The following is a 17,023-nucleotide window of genomic DNA, read 5'->3' as shown; positions in this document are numbered from 1 at the left end:
AGGGATGCCAAAGCATCCCGTTTTCTCCCCAGGGAAAGCACAACGATAACAAGCGAGTGAAAGGGGAAATTATGATTACACACATCAATCCCGTGGGCAGCATGGACCTGCTGTCCCAGCTCGAGGTGGATCGCCTCAAGCAGACGGCCTCCAGCGATATCTATCAACTGTTTCGCAACTGCTCGCTGGCGGTCCTCAACTCCGGCAGCCATACCGACAGTTCCAAAGAGATACTGGAACGTTTCAAATCCTTCGATATTCACGTGATCCGGCGCGAGCGCGGGGTCAAGCTCGAGCTGTTCAACGCCCCCGAGCACGCCTTCGTCGACGGCGAGATCATCCGCGGCATCCAGGAGCACCTGTTCTCCGTGCTGCGGGACATTCTCTATGTGTCGACCCAGCTCGAGTCCAATCGTCTGGTCAACCTGACCAGCTCCACCCATATCTCCAATGTGGTGTTCGCCATCCTGCGCAACGCCAAGGCGATCCTGCCCGGCGCCGATCCCAACCTGGTGGTCTGCTGGGGCGGCCACTCCATCAACGAGGTGGAATACCAGTACACCCGGGCGGTGGGTAGCGAGCTGGGTCTGCGCGAGCTCAACATCTGTACCGGCTGCGGTCCGGGTGCCATGGAGGGCCCCATGAAGGGGGCCGCCGTCGGCCACGCCAAGCAGCGGGTGCGCAACGGCCGTTACATCGGTCTCACCGAGCCTTCCATCATCGCCGCCGAACCGCCGAACCCCATCGTCAACGAGCTGGTGATCCTGCCGGACATCGAGAAGCGGCTGGAAGCCTTCGTGCGTCTGGGTCACGGCATCATCATCTTCCCGGGCGGGGTCGGCACTGCCGAGGAGCTGCTCTACCTGCTCGGCATCATGATGCACCCGGCCAACGATCGCCAACCCATCCCCATCGTGCTGACCGGCCCGAAAGAGAGCGCCGACTACTTCCGCGCCATCGACGACTTCGTCAAGGCGACCCTGGGGGAAGCCGCCACCAGTCTCTACCGGATCATCATCGGCGATGCGCCCGAGGTGGCCCGCGTGATGAAGGAGGCGATGCCGAAGATCCGCGAATACCGCAAGTCGGTGGGAGATGCCTACTCCTTCAACTGGTCCCTGCGGATCGAGCCCGAGTTCCAGCTGCCGTTCGAGCCGGATCACGCCAGCATGGCCAGCCTGGATCTGCATCGCAACCAGCCACCCCAGCTGCTGGCAGCCAACCTGCGCCGCGCCTTCTCAGGCATCGTCGCAGGCAACGTCAAGGAAGGGGGCATCAGGGCCATCGAGAAGAAGGGTCCCTTCAAGCTGCACGGCGACAAGGAGCTGATGCACCTGATGGACAGATTGCTGGAAAGCTTCGTCAAGCAGCAGCGCATGAAGCTGCCGGGCAGCCAGTACGTTCCCTGCTACGAGATAGTCAAATAGTCGGGACATCACAATGCACCGCACCGGAGGGGCCCATGGGCCCCTCTTTCATTGACTGGTCTTCTACGGGGTTAGCAGGAGACGCCACCATTGTTACAATGGCAATCCCCGACGCCCGGAGTGCCCCATGCCACACCTGCTCATCATCGATGCCCTCAACCTCATCCGCCGACTGCACGCGGTGCAGAGCCAGCAGGGACTGACCCCGGCTCAGGCCCTGCTCGCCACCCGTGCCAACCTCATCAACACCTGCAAGAAGCTCCTGGCGGCCAGCGAGCCGACCCACGCCATCGCGGTCTTTGACGGTGAGGTCCACAGCTGGCGCAAGACGCTCTATCCCCCCTACAAGGAGGGCCGCACCCCCATGCCGGATGAGCTGAGAGAAGGGCTTGCCGACCTGCAGGACGCCTTCTGGGAGTGCGGTGTGGATGCCCTGCTCTCCCAGACCGACGAGGCGGACGATCTCATCGCCACCCTGGCAAGCGGCATTGCCCAGCACGGCGCCAGCGCCACCATCATCTCCACCGACAAGGGGTTCTGCCAGCTCATCTGCCCGCAGATCCGGGTGCGGGATTACTTCAACAAACGCTGGCTGGATGCCGCCTTCGTCCAGCAGCAGTACGGCGTTACACCGACCCAGCTTGTGGACTTCTGGGCCCTGACCGGTATCAGCGGCTCCAACATCAAGGGGGTGCCCGGCATTGGCCCCAAGACCGCCACCCAGTTGCTGCAGCAATACGGGGACCTGGCTGCCATGCTGGAGGCCTGTGAGCGGGAGGAGGCCACCAGACCCCTGCTCAAGCTGCGCCAGCACCGGGAAGAGGCCCTGCTGGCCCAACGCCTGGTCCGGCTGCAGCACGATATCCCGCTCGGGTTCAACCTGCGGGAGATCCGCTACCCTCCCGTCCCTGATGCCGGGGCGTGATCCCCAGCACACCATTTCCCAAGACAGGCCGTACCTGTTGACATAAATGGGTAAAATGTAAAGAAACATGGAGGATGTGGTGCAAAAATGGTATAAAGCCGACGAATCCTCCCCCTCTGTTCCCTAGAAGTGGATACGCCTCATGTCAAAAAGAAAGATTACCGTCATCCCGGGCGACGGCATCGGCCCCAGCATCATCGAATCCGCCATCCAGATCCTGACCCACGCGGGTTGTGACTTCGACTACGAATACGCAGACGCCGGTCTGGTAGCCCTGGAAAAACATGGCGAGCTGCTGCCCCAGGCCACCCTCGATCTGATCGAGAAGAACAAGGTCAGCCTGAAAGGCCCGCTCACCACTCCGGTAGGCGGCGGCTTCACCTCCATCAACGTCTCCCTGCGCAAGAAGTTCAATCTCTACGCCAACGTGCGCCCCGTCCTCTCCTTCAAGGGCACCAAGAGCCGTTACGACAACATCGACATCATCACGGTGCGCGAAAACACCGAAGGCATGTACTCCGGTGCCGGCCAGAAGCGCAGCGATGACAACCAGAGCGCCGAGGCGATGAGCATCATCACCCGGGAAGGGGCCGAGCGCATCGTCACCTTCGCCTTCGAGCTCGCGCGCCAGGAAGGACGCAAGAAGGTCACCATCATCCACAAGGCCAACATCCTCAAGTCCACCTCCGGCCTGTTCCTGGAAGTGGCCCGTCAGGTCGCGGCCCGCTACCCGGACATCCAGAACGAGGAGATGATCGTCGACGCCGCCTGCATGAACCTGGTGATGTACCCGGAGCGCTTCGATGTGATGGTCACCACCAACCTGTTCGGCGACATTCTCTCGGATCTCTGTGCCGGTCTGGTGGGGGGGCTGGGCATGGCGCCAGGCGCCAACATCGGTGAAGGGGCCGCCATCTTCGAAGCGGTACACGGCTCTGCGCCGGACATCGCCGGCAAGAACATCGCCAACCCCACCTCGGTGATCCTCGCCTCCATCCAGATGCTGGAGTATCTCGGCATGCAGGACAAGGCGGAGCGCATTCGCGAGGCCGTGCGGACGACCATCGAGTCCGGCGATCGGGTGACCCGTGACCTGGGGGGCACAGCGTCCACCAGCGAATTCACCCAGGCCATCATCGACCGTCTATAAATAGAATCCAACCATATGATTTTAAAAGGGAGCTTCGGCTCCCTTTGTTTTATGCCAACGCCTCCCTACCTCCCTCGCCAGATGAATACTATGTTGATATGAGGGATAAGGAGATCCACCATGCGTGCTACTTTCATCTTGCTGATTGTCAGCAGCAGTGCCACGGCATTAGACAGGCCAGTCGACAATGCCTGGTTGACGCCGCCTCCCCAGCACGAGGCGCCAGCCAAGCAGACCTGGCAATCCACCCTGGATACCAACGATCTGCTCAAACAGCCCAAGCCGCTCTCCCTGGGGGTGGATATCACCACCGACAGCAACGGTAATCGGCAGATCACCCCCTATCAGAAACTGAACCTCACGGCAGAGAAGAGCGTCAGCCTCTCCTTCGAAAAGCAAAAGCCCAGGATCAAGTTCAACGCTGGCGGCATCAACACCTCGGTCAAGCTTCGCGGGGATGGCGTCAAGATGCAGTTCAACCCCAGTGACAAGACCATTCCCCTGCAAATTGAGCTGAAGATCACCGACGACGAGTCCATGATGCGTCTGGACTACCGCTTCTGATGGCCCAGACACAAAAAAACCGGACGTCACCGTCCGGTTTTTTCATGCCCTGTTCCCGATGCTGCTTCAGGACTTGGGAGACAACTTGGAGACCCAGAACTTGTTGTAGACGTGCACCGTGATCTCTTCGCGATCGTGATAGAGCTGTTTGGCCTGAATGATGAAGCCGCTGTCGATCTCGGCCAGCAGTCCGCGCAACACCTCGATGTTGTGCACCGCCTCGGCGTAGCGCTTCTTCATCGGCAGCTTGAGGTTGAACATGGCTTCCTGACAGTCGTTCTCCCTGAACCAGTCGGCCACCATGTGGGTCACTCGCGCCGGTTTGTCCACCATGTCGCACACCAGCCAGTAGGTATTCTTCTTGCTCGGCCGCCACACGAAACCATCGTCACGGATGTGCTTCACCTGACCTGTGTCCATCAGGGATTGGGCCATCATGCCGTTGTCCACCGCCGTCACCATCATGCCGCGACGCACCAGCTGATAGGTCCAGCCACCCGGGCAGGCACCAAGATCCACGGCCTTCAGGCCGGAGCACAGGCGCAAGTCCCACTCTTCCTTCGGCACGAAGACGTAGAACGCCTCTTCCAGCTTGAGGCTGGAGCGGCTCGGGGCATCGGCCGGGAATCGCAGGCGCGGGATCCCCATGTGGAAGGCAGAGTTGTTGAAGGAGTAGGAGTACCCCAGCATCAGGTGGTCGTTGGCCAGGAAGAAGGCGTGGAACACGGGACGGTTCGGGGTCTCCTTCTTGGTCAGGATCTCGTTGCTGCGCAGCGCCTGGCGAAGCGGCACGGTGAACTTGCGGCAGAAGGCGGAGAGCTCCTTCGCCTCGTTGGTGTCGGCCGTCTCCACCCGCAGATCCCCGCAAATGGCGTAGCCACTCGCCGCCTCCAGGATGGGAGAGACCCGATCGCTTATTTCCAGATCTTTCAGCTCGTGGGTCACCACCAGCATCTGGCGAATGAAGATGAGCTCGCGGAACGGCAGCTTGCGCGCCAGCAGATCGGCCTGCTCCTCGTCATACAACTCGAAGATCACATAGCCGCTGTCGTCCTTGACCCGGGCAAAGCCGTAGCACTGCATGTTGCCGGCACGCTCGGTGATCTCTGCCGCCGCCTCTTTCTCAAAACCCGGGCGGCAATAAAGCAGCAGATTATTCATTCTTTCCTCCAAGACGACAGCCGACCCACATCAGAGCCGCCCATCCCAACATAAAACAGAGGCCACCGGCCGGGGTGATGAGCCCCAGCCCCTTGCTGCCAAGCAGCACCATGGCGTAAATACTGCCGGAGAATCCCAGGATCCCCAGCACAAAGACGGCGCCCGCGAAGGTGATCACCTTGCCGCGCACGCCGCACAACCCCAGCACCAGCAGGGCCAGGGCGTGGAAAAACTGGTATTGCACGGCGGTGTTGAACGCCGCCAGCAACGAAGGGGCGATGCCGGTCGCCGCCAGCCCATGAGCGCCGTAGGCCCCGAGCATGGTGGCCGTCAGGCCGAAGAAACCTGCCAGCACCAGCCAATGTCGTTGGATCTGCATCTTCTCTCCTTGCACGCTTCTTCTCTCGACCCGCTCGAGATGGTCAGGAGCGGCCCACCGCCGCGATAAGACCCTTGATCCGCTCCGCACCCAGGCGCAGGTTCTCCTGCTCACTCATGCCGCTCGCCTTTCTCGGTTTGAAACCATGATCCCCGTCGGTCAGCCAGTGGACCGATACGGCGGGTGAGAAGGGGAAATCGGCCAGCTCGGCGCGGGAACCGAAGGTATCGCGCTCCCCCTGCAGCAGCAGCGTGGGCGTCGTGATCTGCTTGAGCACCTCGCCCCGCCATGCGTCGGGCTTGGCCGGGGGGTGGAAAGGATACCCGAGAACGATCAATCCTGCAGCATTCATCTTGTCGCCCCCCTCGCAAAATAGCTCGGCCGCCATCCTTCCCCCCATGGACTTGCCCGCCAGAAACAGCCGGGGATGGGCAAACTGGCGCACCATCTCGCGCCAGTGAGCCAGCAGCACGGGTTGTCTGTCCGGCGGCCTGCGTTTGCCGTCCTGAGCCCGTTTGGTCATGTAGGGGAAGTTGAAGCGCACCACCTCGATCTCCGGCCCCGCCAGCAGTCGCGACAACTCGGCCAGGAAGCTGTGCTCCATGCCCGCCCCCGCGCCGTGGGCCAGCAGAATGCGAACGGGGGCGTCACTCGCCCCCTCTCTTGTCAGGTCAGTCACCAGGTCAACTCCTCAGGCATCGGCAAGGCGGGCACGCCTGCGGGCCTCTTCCTGCTCGACCAGTTCCAGCATCCAGTCGCGAAAAGCCACTATCTTGCCCTGATCGGACTGCTGCTCCTGACACACCAGATAGAAAGCGTTCTTGCTCACCAGCACCTGCTCGAACGGGCAGATGAGACGCCCCGCCTCGATCTCCGGCTGGGCCAGCACGCTGTGGCCGAGCGCCACCCCCTGACCGTGGATCGCCGCCTGGATCACCATGGTGGAGTGGCTGAAGATGGGCCCCTGATTGACATTGGGCGCGTCGATATCGAGCTGGCGGAACCAGGCCTTCCAGTCGCGCCGGGAGGTGTCGTGCAGCAGGGTGTGACGGGTCAGATCGTCCGGGGTGCGCAGGGGCTTGGGGCCGGTCAGCAGCAGGGGGGAGCAGACCGGGATCAGGTACTCGGTGTGCAGCTTGTCCGAGCGCAGCCCCGGCCAGTTGCCGCGGCCGTAGTAGATGGCCACGTCCACGTCGTCGGTGAGGGAGCCCTCGTCCATGTCCACCGCCTTGATCCGCACATCGATGTCCGGGTGGCGTTCGCTGAACTTGACCAGGCGGGGCACCAGCCACTGGATGGCGAAGCTCGGCTGCAGGGAGACGGTGAGCGCCCCCTTGGCGCTGCGGGCCAGCAGCTTGTCAGTCGCCTCGGAGATGGAGGCAAAGATGTCCTTGATATCGAGGAAGTAGCTCTGCCCCTCCTCGGTCAGTAGCAGGGAGCGATTCTTGCGGCGAAACAGCTTGATGCCGAGATACTCCTCCAGCGCCTTGATCTGGTGGCTGATGGCTGCCTGGGTCACGAACAGCTCTTCTGCTGCGCGGGTAAAGCTCAAGTGACGAGCCGCGGCTTCAAACGCTTTCAGTGCATTGAGCGGAGGTAAACGACGAGACATGGAATCGGCCGACGATGAATTTTTCTAATGGGGCGCATTATAAATTGTCGGTTGCGGGTCGACCAGTGAATAAACATAATTCGCCACGCAATTCGTTGTCATATGGCTCACACCTTCTCTTCCATGTTGGTTTACATGTGGTTTTTGTGAGTGAGTCGACAGTGATTGTGGTGTTGTGTTTCTTCCTCTGCGGGAAGAAGGGCTAAATCAGGTCGATTTAACCCAGTCTGTCATCTGAATGTGTTTGGCGCCTCCGGTTGGATGGCGCCTTTTTTCTTATCCTCCCCTACACCCGGAACTGGCCCACCAGTTGCAGCTGCTTGTCCGCCAGTTGCGACAGCTCGCGCCCGTTGTCAGCGGAGGTCGCCGCTTCCGCCCGAATGGTATGGCTCACATCGCGAATGTTGCTGACGTTGCGATTGATCTCGTCCGCCACTCCGCTCTGCTCCTGCGCGGCCCTCGCGATCTGCTCGTTCATCTGGTGGATGGTGCCGACAGCCTGGATGATCTGCTCCAGCACGCTGACCGACTGCTCCACCTTGGTGAGGGTCAGATCCGCCTGGTGATGACCGGTCAGGATCGCCTTCACCACCGCCTCCGTCCCCGACTGCAACTGGCCGATGAGGTTCTGGATCTCGACGATGGCGTTCTGGGTTCGGCCCGCCAGGTTGCGCACCTCGTCGGCGACCACCGCAAAACCGCGCCCCTGCTCACCGGCTCGGGCCGCCTCGATGGCCGCGTTCAGGGCAAGCAGGTTGGTCTGCTCGGCAATCCCCTGGATCACCACCAGGATGTCGTTGATGTTGTCGCTGTTGGCGGAGAGGTGTTCCACCACTGGTTTGGCGTCGCTTATCACCGTCATCAGTCTGGACATGGCCTCCTGGGTCTGCGCCACCACGGACTTGCCCTCCTGAGCCGCCGTGTCGGCCTCATCGGCCGCCGCCACCGCCGCATTGGCATTGCCGGCGACCTGCAGGGCGGTAGCGCTCAACTCTTCAAACGCGGTCGCCACCAGATCCACCTCCTGATACTGGGACTGCATGCCGGCGCTGGTACGGGCTGCCCCTTGCGCCGCCAGGGCCGCACTGGCCCGAGTGCCCGCAACGGTGTCGATCACCTGGCTGATGGTGGATTGCAGTTTGTCCAGGAAGTTGTTGAACCACTTGGCCAGCTCGCCTATCTCGTCATCCCTGCGCAGATCGATGCGCTGGGTGAGATCCCCCTCCCCGCTGGCGATGTCCTTGAGGCGTGCCACCACGGCACGGATGGGCGCCACGATGCGCTGGGCCATCAGCCAGATGCAGAGCAGGGCGAGCGCCGAAATCCCGCCACCTATCGTGAGCTGGGTGGCCACGATGCGCTGGGCCTGATCCTCAAGCTCCCCTTGCAGTTGCAGGGCCGAGGCGAGCACCACGGCGCGGGGCAGCTCGATATAGGTGCCCCACTTGCGATCCGTACCGCGCATGCTGACCGGCACGAAGGTCTGCAACAGTGCGCCATCCGGGCTCCAGCGCGTCACCACATCTCCCTTGGTCAGCCACCCCTTGAGATCCTGCGCCAGCCCTTGCTGCTCCAGCAGATTGCCAAGGGCGACGGGGAACCCTTCCACGCCGGCCACCCGCCCTTCACTGCTGAGCAGAAGCACCTTGCCCTGCCCCTTGTAGAGGGTCCGGCCCATCTCTTCCACCAGGCTCTGCAGGGTCCCCAGGGAGATGTCGACCCCCACCATGCCAAGCAGGGAGCCCTGGTCCAGCAGCGGCACGGTTACCGAGGTCATCAACACCTGCTGGGTCCCCACCTCGTCCACATAGGGTTCGAGCAGACAGAGCGCCTTGCTGCGGATGCTGCAACTGTACCAGTCGTTCTCAAGGCCGCCGTGTCCGGAGGGCTTGTCGTTGGCCAGTATCGCCTCGTCCATCACCTCCAGGGTCACCTTGCCATCGACCCTGGCCCAATAGCTGGAGAAACGCCCCTTGTCGTTGGCCCCGAGCGCCGTCGACCCCTGATAGTTGTCATCCTCCCCGTCGAGCTGGTTGGGTTCGAATACCGCATAGACACCGAGCAGGTTCGCTGACGACTCCGCCGCATCCTGCAACTGCTGGTTGACGGCATTGCGCAGCGCCTCGGAGTGAACGAAGTTGTCGGCCGCGTTCTTGCGCTGGAACAAGATACCCTCGGCAAGCAGGGTCGCCCTGAAGTAAGCCTCATCGAGGTAGCTGGTCACCCGGGCTGCCTGGGTCGCTCCCATGGCCTGCATCCAGTTTTCTGCCGCGTGCTGCCCCTCCAGGGTGGTGGAGGTGAGCACCTGCTCCTGCATGCGGGCCGCGTTGAAAAGAGAAGAAGCCACCAGCGCGACGGCACTGGCCAGCAGACAGCAACCGGCGATCAGGGTGATCCGTCCCTGAACAGAAAGAGAACCCATGCCACTATTTCCTAACGTCTACAGATGTGAACACTATATCGGTTTTGGATACAAAAACTTAACTAAATCAGCAGAAATCCAGGCTTAATTGATTGATTTCACCCGCTCCGGGCAAACCAACGACCAGACCGAGCAGGCGAATGGGCTTTCCTTGAGCCCGTTGCAGTCCCTCGTGCAGCAGATCGTGGAAGCGGGCCGCCTGATAACTCCCCTTGCGATAAACGGTGGTCTGGTGAAAATCGGCAAACTTCAGCTTGATCCCCTGCCCCATCAGCATCTCCGCAGGGCAGGCCTTGGCAAAACGCTGCTCCAGCTCGGGAATGAGCCGGCTAAGCACCTGCCAGCAGGCGTCCTCGTCCAGCACGTCGCTGGCGAGCGTCGTCTCCACACCGATGCTCTTGCGCACCCGCCTGGCCTGCACCGGCTGATCGTCATGCCCCCAGATGCGGCCGGCCAGCATCTCCCCGAGCTTGCCGAAACGGGCGATCAGCTCCTCGTTGCCGAGCTGGCGGGCATCTTCGCACGAATACAGCCCGAGGGACTCCAGCCGCTCTGCCGTCTTGCGGCCGATGCCGGGCAACTTGCCAAGAGGGAGCTGACGCACGAACTCGTCCACCTCCTGGGGGCGGATGACGAACAGGCCGTCAGGCTTGCGCTGCTCCGAGGCGAGCTTGGCCAGAAACTTGTTCGGCGCCACACCGGCCGAGGCAGTCAACCCAAGCTCGGCGCTGATGGCGGCGCGGATCTCCGCCGCCATCATGGTGGCGCTGCCACCGCAGCGGGGACTCTGGGTCACGTCGAGATAGGCTTCATCGAGGGAGAGCGGCTCCACCTGCTCGGTGTAGCGCAGGAAGATGGCGCGCAACTGGCGCGAAGTTTCTTTGTAGACGGCCATCCGCCCGGGGATCAGCACCAATGGCGGACAAAGCTTTCTGGCCAGGGCGCTCGGCATGGCGGAGCGCACCCCAAAGCGGCGCGCCACGTAGTTGCAGGTGGAGATGACCCCGCGTCGGTCGGCGGCGCCACCAATGGCGAGCGGCACCTCCCTGAGGGCCGGGTTGTCCCGCATCTCCACCGCGGCGAAGAAGCAGTCCATGTCGATGTGAATGATCTTGCGCATGGCCGTGTCTGTTGCTGTGTCGACAGCCTCCCGAACAGATCATAGGGATAGACCCTGGGCATCCGGCGAGGAGACATGTCGAACGCCAAAAATACTGTATGGATAACCAGTTGGACGTTCCATGCTACCCCAAGCCTGTCATTTCTGCCAGTCTGCGCGCGGGCGCGGCGGCATAGACTCTCAAGGCCACATCCACACGAGACTCAAGGAGGAGAAGCATGAGCATCATCCGGGCGGGGCTCTGCCTGCTGCTGTTGCCGCTAGCGACCATGGCCAAGGATCACCCGACAGCCGAATGCAGCTGGCTGTACAAGCGCATCGAGATACTGGAAACCGCCATCAGGCAGGGAGATGAACTGGGCACCAGGGAAGAGCTGGCAAAGCGAAAGAAAGAGTTCAAGGCAAAGGCATGCAGCCAATATGACTACTGACCCCATGCCACATATAAAAACGAGCCGACCCAGGGGTCGGCTCGTTTCGTTGCAAGGCTGCCTTCAGAGCGATATCCACCGTTAGATGATGCGGTTGTCCACCAGCATCTTGCGACGGGCCTCTTCTTTGGCCATCTTCTTCTTGCGGTTGTCACAAGGCTCGGGGCAGTCGCACTCCTTCTCGATCCCGATGGAACCCAGGCCGCCACAGGAGCCGGAGATGGACTTGCGCTGGAAAATGTAGCCGATGGCCATGGCCACCACGACCATCAGAAACACCCCGAAGGTGATCAGAAAGATCTGCATGTAGTTACCCCTTACTTCTTGACCAGATATGGTTTGAAGGCATCCGAATAGGCCTCTTCGAACCCGTCATCCGTCTTGGTGATGGTGAAGATGGCCAGCCCCCGTTCCTTGGCATAGGCCAGGCTCTTCTCCGGCCCCATGACCATGAACACGGTCGCCAACCCGTCTGCAGTCATGCAGGAGGGGTGGATGACGGTCACCGACACCAGGCGGTGCTGGATGGGCTTGCCCGTCAGCGGATCCATGGTGTGGGAGAAGCGCTTGCCGTCCAGCTCGTAATAGTTGCGGTACTCGCCCGAGGTGGCCACCCCGTTGTCACCGGGCAGGATCACCTCCTGTACGGAACCGGCATTGACGGTCGGCTTCTCGATGGCGACACGCCAGGGATGCCCCTTGCCGTTGACGCCGTTGATGCGCAGCTCGCCGCCGATCTCCACCAGATAGTTGCGCGCCCCCTGGGACTCCAGGTACTCGGCCACCTTGTCCACGCCAAACCCCTTGGCAATGGCGGAGAGATCCACGTAGAGGTCCGGGATGTCCTTTTGCAGAGTATCGGCATCGGCAGAGGTTATCACATGCAGATTGCCAAGGCCCGTCTTCTGCCGGGTCTGGGCGATCAGCTCGTCGGACGGCACCTTGGTCGGTCTGGCATCCGGCCCAAAGCCCCACAGATTGACCAGCGGACCGACGGTGACATCCAGCGCCCCACGGCTCTCGCGGCCAATGTGAATGGCCTCGGTCACCACCCGCGCGGTATCGCGGGAAACCACCACAGGAGTATTGCTCTTGTGCTGGTTGAAGCGTGACAGCTCGGAATCCGGGCGATAGGTCGACATCTGATCGTTGACCCGCTCCAGCAAGACGTCGACCTCGGCTTGCAGCCTGGCGGCATCCTGAACGGCGCTATCTGCCACCTTGATGGAGTAGTAGGTACCCATGGTGCTGCCGGTGATGTGGATCTCCGGCTTCGATTGGACCGTTTCCTGACCGCACCCAGTCAAGAAAAAGGCTAGCCCGAAGGCTAGCCAGGTCTTTACAACGCTGTGCATGGATTAACCACCGAAGTCATCCAGCAGGATGTTCTCGTCTTCAACACCGAGGTTCTTCAGCATGTTGATGACGGCGGCGTTCATCACGGGAGGCCCGCACATGTAGAACTCGCAATCCTCAGGCGCCTCGTGGTTCTTGAGGTAGTTCTCGAACAACACGTTGTGGATGAAGCCGGTGTAGCCATCCCAGTTGTCTTCCGGTTGCGGATCGGACAGGGCGACGTGCCACTGGAAGTTGTCGTTCTCGGCCTGCAGCATGTCGAAGTCTTCGACATAGAACATCTCGCGCTTGGAACGGGCACCGTACCAGAAGCTCATCTTGCGCTTGGTCTTCAGACGGCGCAGCTGGTCGAAGATGTGGGAGCGCATCGGCGCCATACCCGCACCACCACCGACGAACACCATTTCGGCGTCGGTGTCCTTGGCAAAGAACTCGCCGAACGGACCGGAGATGGTCACCTTGTCACCAGCCTTCAGGCTGAAGATGTAGGAAGACATCTGGCCGGGAGGGGCAGTCCAGTTGCTGGGCGGCGGAGTCGCGATCCGCACGTTCAGCATGATGATGCCGAACTCTTCCGGATAGTTCGCCATGGAGTAGGCACGGATGATCGGCTCGTTGACCTTGGACTCCAGCTCGAAGATCTTGAAGCGATCCCAGTCGCCACGATACTCCTCGGGAATATCGAAGTTCTTGTACTGCACGTGGTGGGCAGGCGCTTCGATCTGGATATAACCACCGGCACGGAACGGCACGCTCTCGCCATCGGGGATCTGCAGCTTGAGCTCCTTGATGAAGGTGGCCTTGTTGTCATTGGAGATGACGGTACAGTCCCACTTCTTCACGCCGAAGATCTCTTCCGGCAGCTCGATGTCCATGTCGGAACGCACGGTGACCTGGCAGGCCAGACGCTCCCCATGACGGGCTTCGCCCTTGCTGATGTGATCCAGCTCGGTCGGCAGGATGTCGCCGCCGCCGGATTTCACACGCACCTTGCACTGACCACAGGAGCCGCCGCCGCCACAGGCGGAGGAGACGAAGATACCACTGCCGGCGAGCACGCCAAGCAGCTTGCCACCCGCCGGGCTGGTCACAGCCTTGGCCGGGTCGCCGTTGATGCTGATTGTCACGTCACCGGCGGTCACCAGCTTGGACTTGGCGAACAGAATGACTGCCACCAAGGCCAGCAGGATCACGGTGAACATGACCACACCCAGAATAATTTCCATCTATATTTCCTTTCCGATTACAGGGAAATACCAGAGAAGGACATGAAGCCCAGCGCCATCAGACCCGCGGTGATGAAGGTGATGCCGAGGCCGCGCAGGCCTTCCGGAACATCGGAATATTTCATCTTCTCGCGGATCCCTGCCATCGCGACGATAGCCAGCATCCAGCCTGCACCCGAACCCACGCCATAGACCACGGACTCAACGAAGTTGTAGTCACGCTGCACCATGAAGGAGACGCCGCCGAAGATGGCGCAGTTCACGGTGATGAGCGGCAGGAAGATACCGAGGGCGTTGTAGAGGGCCGGGAAGTACTTGTCCAGCGCCATCTCCAGGATCTGCACCAGGGCCGCGATCACCCCGATGAAGGTGATGAAGCTCAGGAAGCTCAGATCCAGACCGGATACCAGGGCACCGTCTTTGAGCACGTAGTTGTAGATCAGGTTGTTGGCCGGGACGGCAACGGTCTGAACCACGATAACGGCAATCCCCAGACCCATGGCGGTCTTGACCTTCTTGGACACCGCCAGGAAGGTACACATCCCCAGGAAGAAGGAGAGCGCCAGGTTCTCGATGAAGATCGAGCGAATCAACAGACTGATATAGTGTTCCATACCTTAATCCTTCGCCTCCACCTGCTTGGGATCCTTGGTGCGCACGCCCCAGATGATCAGACCAATGATGAAGAAAGCACTCGGCGGCAGCAGCAGCAGGCCGTTGGGCACATACCAGCCACCATTGTTCACCAGCGGCAGCAGCTCGATGCCGAACCAGGTGCCGGAACCCAGGATCTCGCGCACGGTGGCCACGGTCAGCAGCACGGCGCCATAACCCAGACCGTTGCCGATACCGTCCAGGAAGGAGGGCAGCGGGGCACTCTTCATGGCGTAGGCTTCGGCACGACCCATCACGATACAGTTGGTGATGATGAGGCCGACGAACACCGACAGTTGCTTGGAGATGTCATAGGCATACGCCTTGAGCACCTGGTCAACCACGATAACCAGCGAGGCAATCACCGCCATCTGGGCGATGATCCGCACGCTGTTCGGGATCTGGTTGCGGATCAGGGAGATGAACAGGTTGGAGAAGGCGGTGACCGCAGTAACGGCCAGCGTCATCACGAACGCCGTCTTCATCTGGCTGGTAACGGCCAGCGCGGAACAGACACCCAGCACCTGCAGTGCGATGGGGTTGTTGCCGAGCACAGGCGTCAACAGCAACTTTTTCATTTCGCTCTTGTCAGCCATTGTTGATTTCTCCTGCACGTACTTTGGCCAGGAAGGGACCGAAGCCCTTGGGGCCCATCCAGAAGTCGAAGGTGTGCTGTACACCATTACCGGTCAGGGTTGCACCAGACAGGCCGTCGACTTCATGCTCGGAACCAGCCGGAGCATGGCCCTTGATCACCCGCAGCGCAGGCTGGCCGTTCTGGTCGAACAGCTTCTTGCCGACGAACAGCTCGCGCCAGGCCGGATTCTCGATCTCGCCACCCAGACCCGGGGTTTCACCGTGGTCATAGTAGGTGATGCCCTTGATGGTCTGGCCATCGGCCGCGACTGCTACGAAGGCGTACATGGTGGACCACAGACCCTGGCCGTAGATCGGCAGGATGATGTTGTCGACCTTGCCTTCGGCATCTTTGGCGAAGAACACCGGGATCAGTTTGGAGATTTGACGCAGGCCGGCCTTGTCGTCGGCCGGGGCCAGACGGATGCTCTTGGCCGGGTCCTTGGCGGCAACCTTGGTGTCGAAGTTGTCGGCATCGCCGTCAACGAACTCACCAGTGGTCAGATCCACCAGACGCGCTTCAATCTTGTCGCCATAGAGCTGGGCCAGGTCACGCTTGGCCACGGCGCTGATGTCGACGCCGGCGACGGACAGGATGTTGCTTTGCTTGTCCAGCGCCTTGTTTTCCAGCTGGGCCGGACGCAGACCCACGGCGGCCACGGAGACCACGATGGAGCAGACCAGACACAGACCGGTCACTACGGCGAGAGTGCCGGTAGTAGAGTCTTTATTAAACGCCACGTGCGATCCTCCGCTTGATGTTCGCCTGTGCCACGAAATGGTCAAACAAGGGGGCAAACAGGTTGGCGAACAGAATGGCCAGCATCATGCCTTCCGGGAATGCAGGGTTCACTACCCGGATCAGCACCACCATCACGCCGATCAGGGCGCCATACCACCACTTGCCCTTGTTGGTGAAGGCAGCGGAAACGGGGTCGGTCGCCATGAAGGCCATGCCGAACGCGAAGCCACCCAACACCAGGTGCCAGTGCCACGGCATGCTGAACATGGGGTTGGTATCGGAACCGATGACGTTGAACAGCAGGGAGGTCGCGACCATGCCGACCATGACGCCGGCGATGATGCGCCAGGAGGCGATGCGCATGTAGACGATCATGGCTGCGCCGATGAGGATCATCAGGGTGGAAACTTCACCGATGGAACCGGGCAGGTTGCCAAGGAAGGCGTCCATCCAGCTGATGGCTTCACCGGTGGCACCGTTGATCAGCGCCATCTGGCCGCCCTGGGCCCACTGGCTCAGTGCGGTTGCGCCGGAGAAGCCGTCAACGGCAACCCAGACCGCATCACCGGAGATTTGACCCGGGTAGGCGAAGAACAGGAAGGCACGACCCGCCAGCGCCGGGTTCAGGAAGTTTTTGCCGGTACCACCGAACACTTCCTTGGCCAGCACCACACCGAAGGTGATACCCAGGGCAGCTTGCCACAGGGGCAGCTCGGGCGGCACGATCAGGGCGAACAGGATGGAGGTCACGAAGAAGCCTTCGTTGATCTCGTGCTTGCGCACCATGGCGAACAACACTTCCCAGAAACCACCGACGATGAAGACGGTGATGTAAATCGGGAAGAAGTGAGCAGCACCAATCAGCATCTTGCTGCCGATGCCGGCGACGGCCGGATCCAGCGAGGCACCGAACAGAGTGGCCAGGGCGTATTGCCAGGAATCGGCACCGGCCGCGCTGCCCATGTGGGCGATGGCGGCGATGGACTGGTTGCCGACGTTGTACATGCCCCAGAACATGGCCGGGAACACAGCCAGCCACACCATGATCATCATGCGCTTCAGATCGATCGCATCACGGACGTGGGCGGCATTGCGGGTCACGGAACCCGGGGTATAAAACAGGGTGTACGCCGCTTCGAACAGGGCATAGTACTTTGCGTACTTGCCACCCGGCTCGAAGTGATGTTCCATATTTTCAAGAAGTTGCTTGAAACTCAT

At 61.1% G+C, this 17,023-nt stretch carries 18 protein-coding genes; 5 read left to right on the top strand and 13 right to left on the bottom strand.

What is annotated here, in order from left to right; genetic code table 11:
• The first annotated feature begins 71 nt into the window (after positions 1–71).
• From ppnN to PG892_RS07285, 4 genes are all read left to right on the top strand, one after another.
• The gene (gene ppnN / locus PG892_RS07300) at positions 72–1,427 is read left to right on the top strand and encodes a nucleotide 5'-monophosphate nucleosidase PpnN (RefSeq protein WP_010673382.1); all 1,356 of its coding nucleotides are present in this window, start codon (positions 72–74) and stop codon (positions 1,425–1,427) included.
• A 127-nt stretch (positions 1,428–1,554) separates the two neighbouring features.
• Positions 1,555–2,352 carry a flap endonuclease Xni gene (gene xni / locus PG892_RS07295; protein ID WP_069785575.1) on the top strand — a complete coding sequence of 266 codons (798 nt, stop codon included), beginning with the start codon at positions 1,555–1,557 and terminating at the stop codon, positions 2,350–2,352.
• A gap of 142 nt (positions 2,353–2,494) precedes the next feature.
• Positions 2,495–3,502, top strand: coding sequence for an isocitrate dehydrogenase (locus PG892_RS07290; protein WP_049636264.1), 1,008 nt, complete (start codon positions 2,495–2,497; stop codon positions 3,500–3,502).
• Positions 3,503–3,622: 120 nt separating this feature from the next.
• The gene (locus PG892_RS07285; protein WP_010673379.1) at positions 3,623–4,066 is read left to right on the top strand and encodes a hypothetical protein; all 444 of its coding nucleotides are present in this window, start codon (positions 3,623–3,625) and stop codon (positions 4,064–4,066) included.
• Between the two features lie 66 nt (positions 4,067–4,132).
• Here the strand turns inward: PG892_RS07285 and rlmM are convergent, their stop codons facing one another.
• The 6 genes from rlmM to dinB form a co-directional block, all read right to left on the bottom strand.
• The gene (gene rlmM, locus PG892_RS07280; protein WP_042864272.1) at positions 4,133–5,227 is read right to left on the bottom strand and encodes a 23S rRNA (cytidine(2498)-2'-O)-methyltransferase RlmM; all 1,095 of its coding nucleotides are present in this window, start codon (positions 5,225–5,227) and stop codon (positions 4,133–4,135) included.
• Complete coding sequence (locus PG892_RS07275) at positions 5,220–5,606, bottom strand: DUF423 domain-containing protein (protein ID WP_109112117.1); 387 nt, start codon at positions 5,604–5,606, stop codon at positions 5,220–5,222. Before PG892_RS07275 ends, rlmM begins: the two co-directional genes overlap by 8 nt.
• A gap of 43 nt (positions 5,607–5,649) precedes the next feature.
• Positions 5,650–6,285: an alpha/beta fold hydrolase gene (locus PG892_RS07270; RefSeq protein WP_198497806.1), complete on the bottom strand. Its 636-nt coding sequence runs from the start codon at positions 6,283–6,285 to the stop codon at positions 5,650–5,652.
• Between the two features lie 12 nt (positions 6,286–6,297).
• Entirely contained in the window at positions 6,298–7,218 is a 921-nt protein-coding gene (locus PG892_RS07265) for a transcriptional regulator GcvA (RefSeq protein ID WP_029313926.1), read from the bottom strand.
• A gap of 286 nt (positions 7,219–7,504) precedes the next feature.
• Positions 7,505–9,640, bottom strand: coding sequence for a methyl-accepting chemotaxis protein (locus PG892_RS07260; protein WP_270825281.1), 2,136 nt, complete (start codon positions 9,638–9,640; stop codon positions 7,505–7,507).
• Positions 9,641–9,707: 67 nt separating this feature from the next.
• Positions 9,708–10,760 (bottom strand): DNA polymerase IV, encoded by a 1,053-nt coding sequence (gene dinB, locus PG892_RS07255; RefSeq protein WP_119197399.1) that lies wholly within the window; start codon positions 10,758–10,760, stop codon positions 9,708–9,710.
• Positions 10,761–10,978: 218 nt separating this feature from the next.
• Between dinB and PG892_RS07250 the strand changes: the two genes are divergently transcribed.
• Positions 10,979–11,191: a hypothetical protein gene (locus tag PG892_RS07250; protein ID WP_039040708.1), complete on the top strand. Its 213-nt coding sequence runs from the start codon at positions 10,979–10,981 to the stop codon at positions 11,189–11,191.
• Between the two features lie 81 nt (positions 11,192–11,272).
• Here the strand turns inward: PG892_RS07250 and nqrM are convergent, their stop codons facing one another.
• The 7 genes from nqrM to PG892_RS07215 are packed head-to-tail and all read right to left on the bottom strand — an operon-like array spanning position 11,273 to position 17,023.
• The gene (gene nqrM, locus PG892_RS07245) at positions 11,273–11,497 is read right to left on the bottom strand and encodes a (Na+)-NQR maturation NqrM (protein ID WP_010673371.1); all 225 of its coding nucleotides are present in this window, start codon (positions 11,495–11,497) and stop codon (positions 11,273–11,275) included.
• Between the two features lie 11 nt (positions 11,498–11,508).
• Entirely contained in the window at positions 11,509–12,546 is a 1,038-nt protein-coding gene (locus tag PG892_RS07240) for an FAD:protein FMN transferase (protein ID WP_029313924.1), read from the bottom strand.
• A gap of 3 nt (positions 12,547–12,549) precedes the next feature.
• Complete coding sequence (nqrF, locus tag PG892_RS07235; protein ID WP_010673369.1) at positions 12,550–13,773, bottom strand: NADH:ubiquinone reductase (Na(+)-transporting) subunit F; 1,224 nt, start codon at positions 13,771–13,773, stop codon at positions 12,550–12,552.
• A 17-nt stretch (positions 13,774–13,790) separates the two neighbouring features.
• Complete coding sequence (gene nqrE, locus PG892_RS07230; protein WP_005303538.1) at positions 13,791–14,387, bottom strand: NADH:ubiquinone reductase (Na(+)-transporting) subunit E; 597 nt, start codon at positions 14,385–14,387, stop codon at positions 13,791–13,793.
• Positions 14,388–14,390: 3 nt separating this feature from the next.
• A complete protein-coding gene (locus tag PG892_RS07225; protein WP_005303545.1) occupies positions 14,391–15,023 on the bottom strand; it encodes an NADH:ubiquinone reductase (Na(+)-transporting) subunit D in 633 nt (210 codons plus the stop codon).
• Positions 15,016–15,804, bottom strand: coding sequence for a Na(+)-translocating NADH-quinone reductase subunit C (locus PG892_RS07220; RefSeq protein WP_052816328.1), 789 nt, complete (start codon positions 15,802–15,804; stop codon positions 15,016–15,018). Before PG892_RS07220 ends, PG892_RS07225 begins: the two co-directional genes overlap by 8 nt.
• The gene (locus PG892_RS07215; protein ID WP_010673367.1) at positions 15,794–17,023 is read right to left on the bottom strand and encodes an NADH:ubiquinone reductase (Na(+)-transporting) subunit B; all 1,230 of its coding nucleotides are present in this window, start codon (positions 17,021–17,023) and stop codon (positions 15,794–15,796) included. The genes PG892_RS07220 and PG892_RS07215 overlap by 11 nt, the downstream gene beginning before the upstream one ends.

It is taken from the genome of Aeromonas sp. QDB68 (genome assembly GCF_027707405.1).
In the GTDB taxonomy this organism is placed as follows: Bacteria; Pseudomonadota; Gammaproteobacteria; order Enterobacterales; family Aeromonadaceae; genus Aeromonas; species Aeromonas caviae.
The sequence above is the reverse complement of the archived record's forward strand: the minus strand, read 5'-3'. Positions and strand labels throughout refer to the sequence as shown.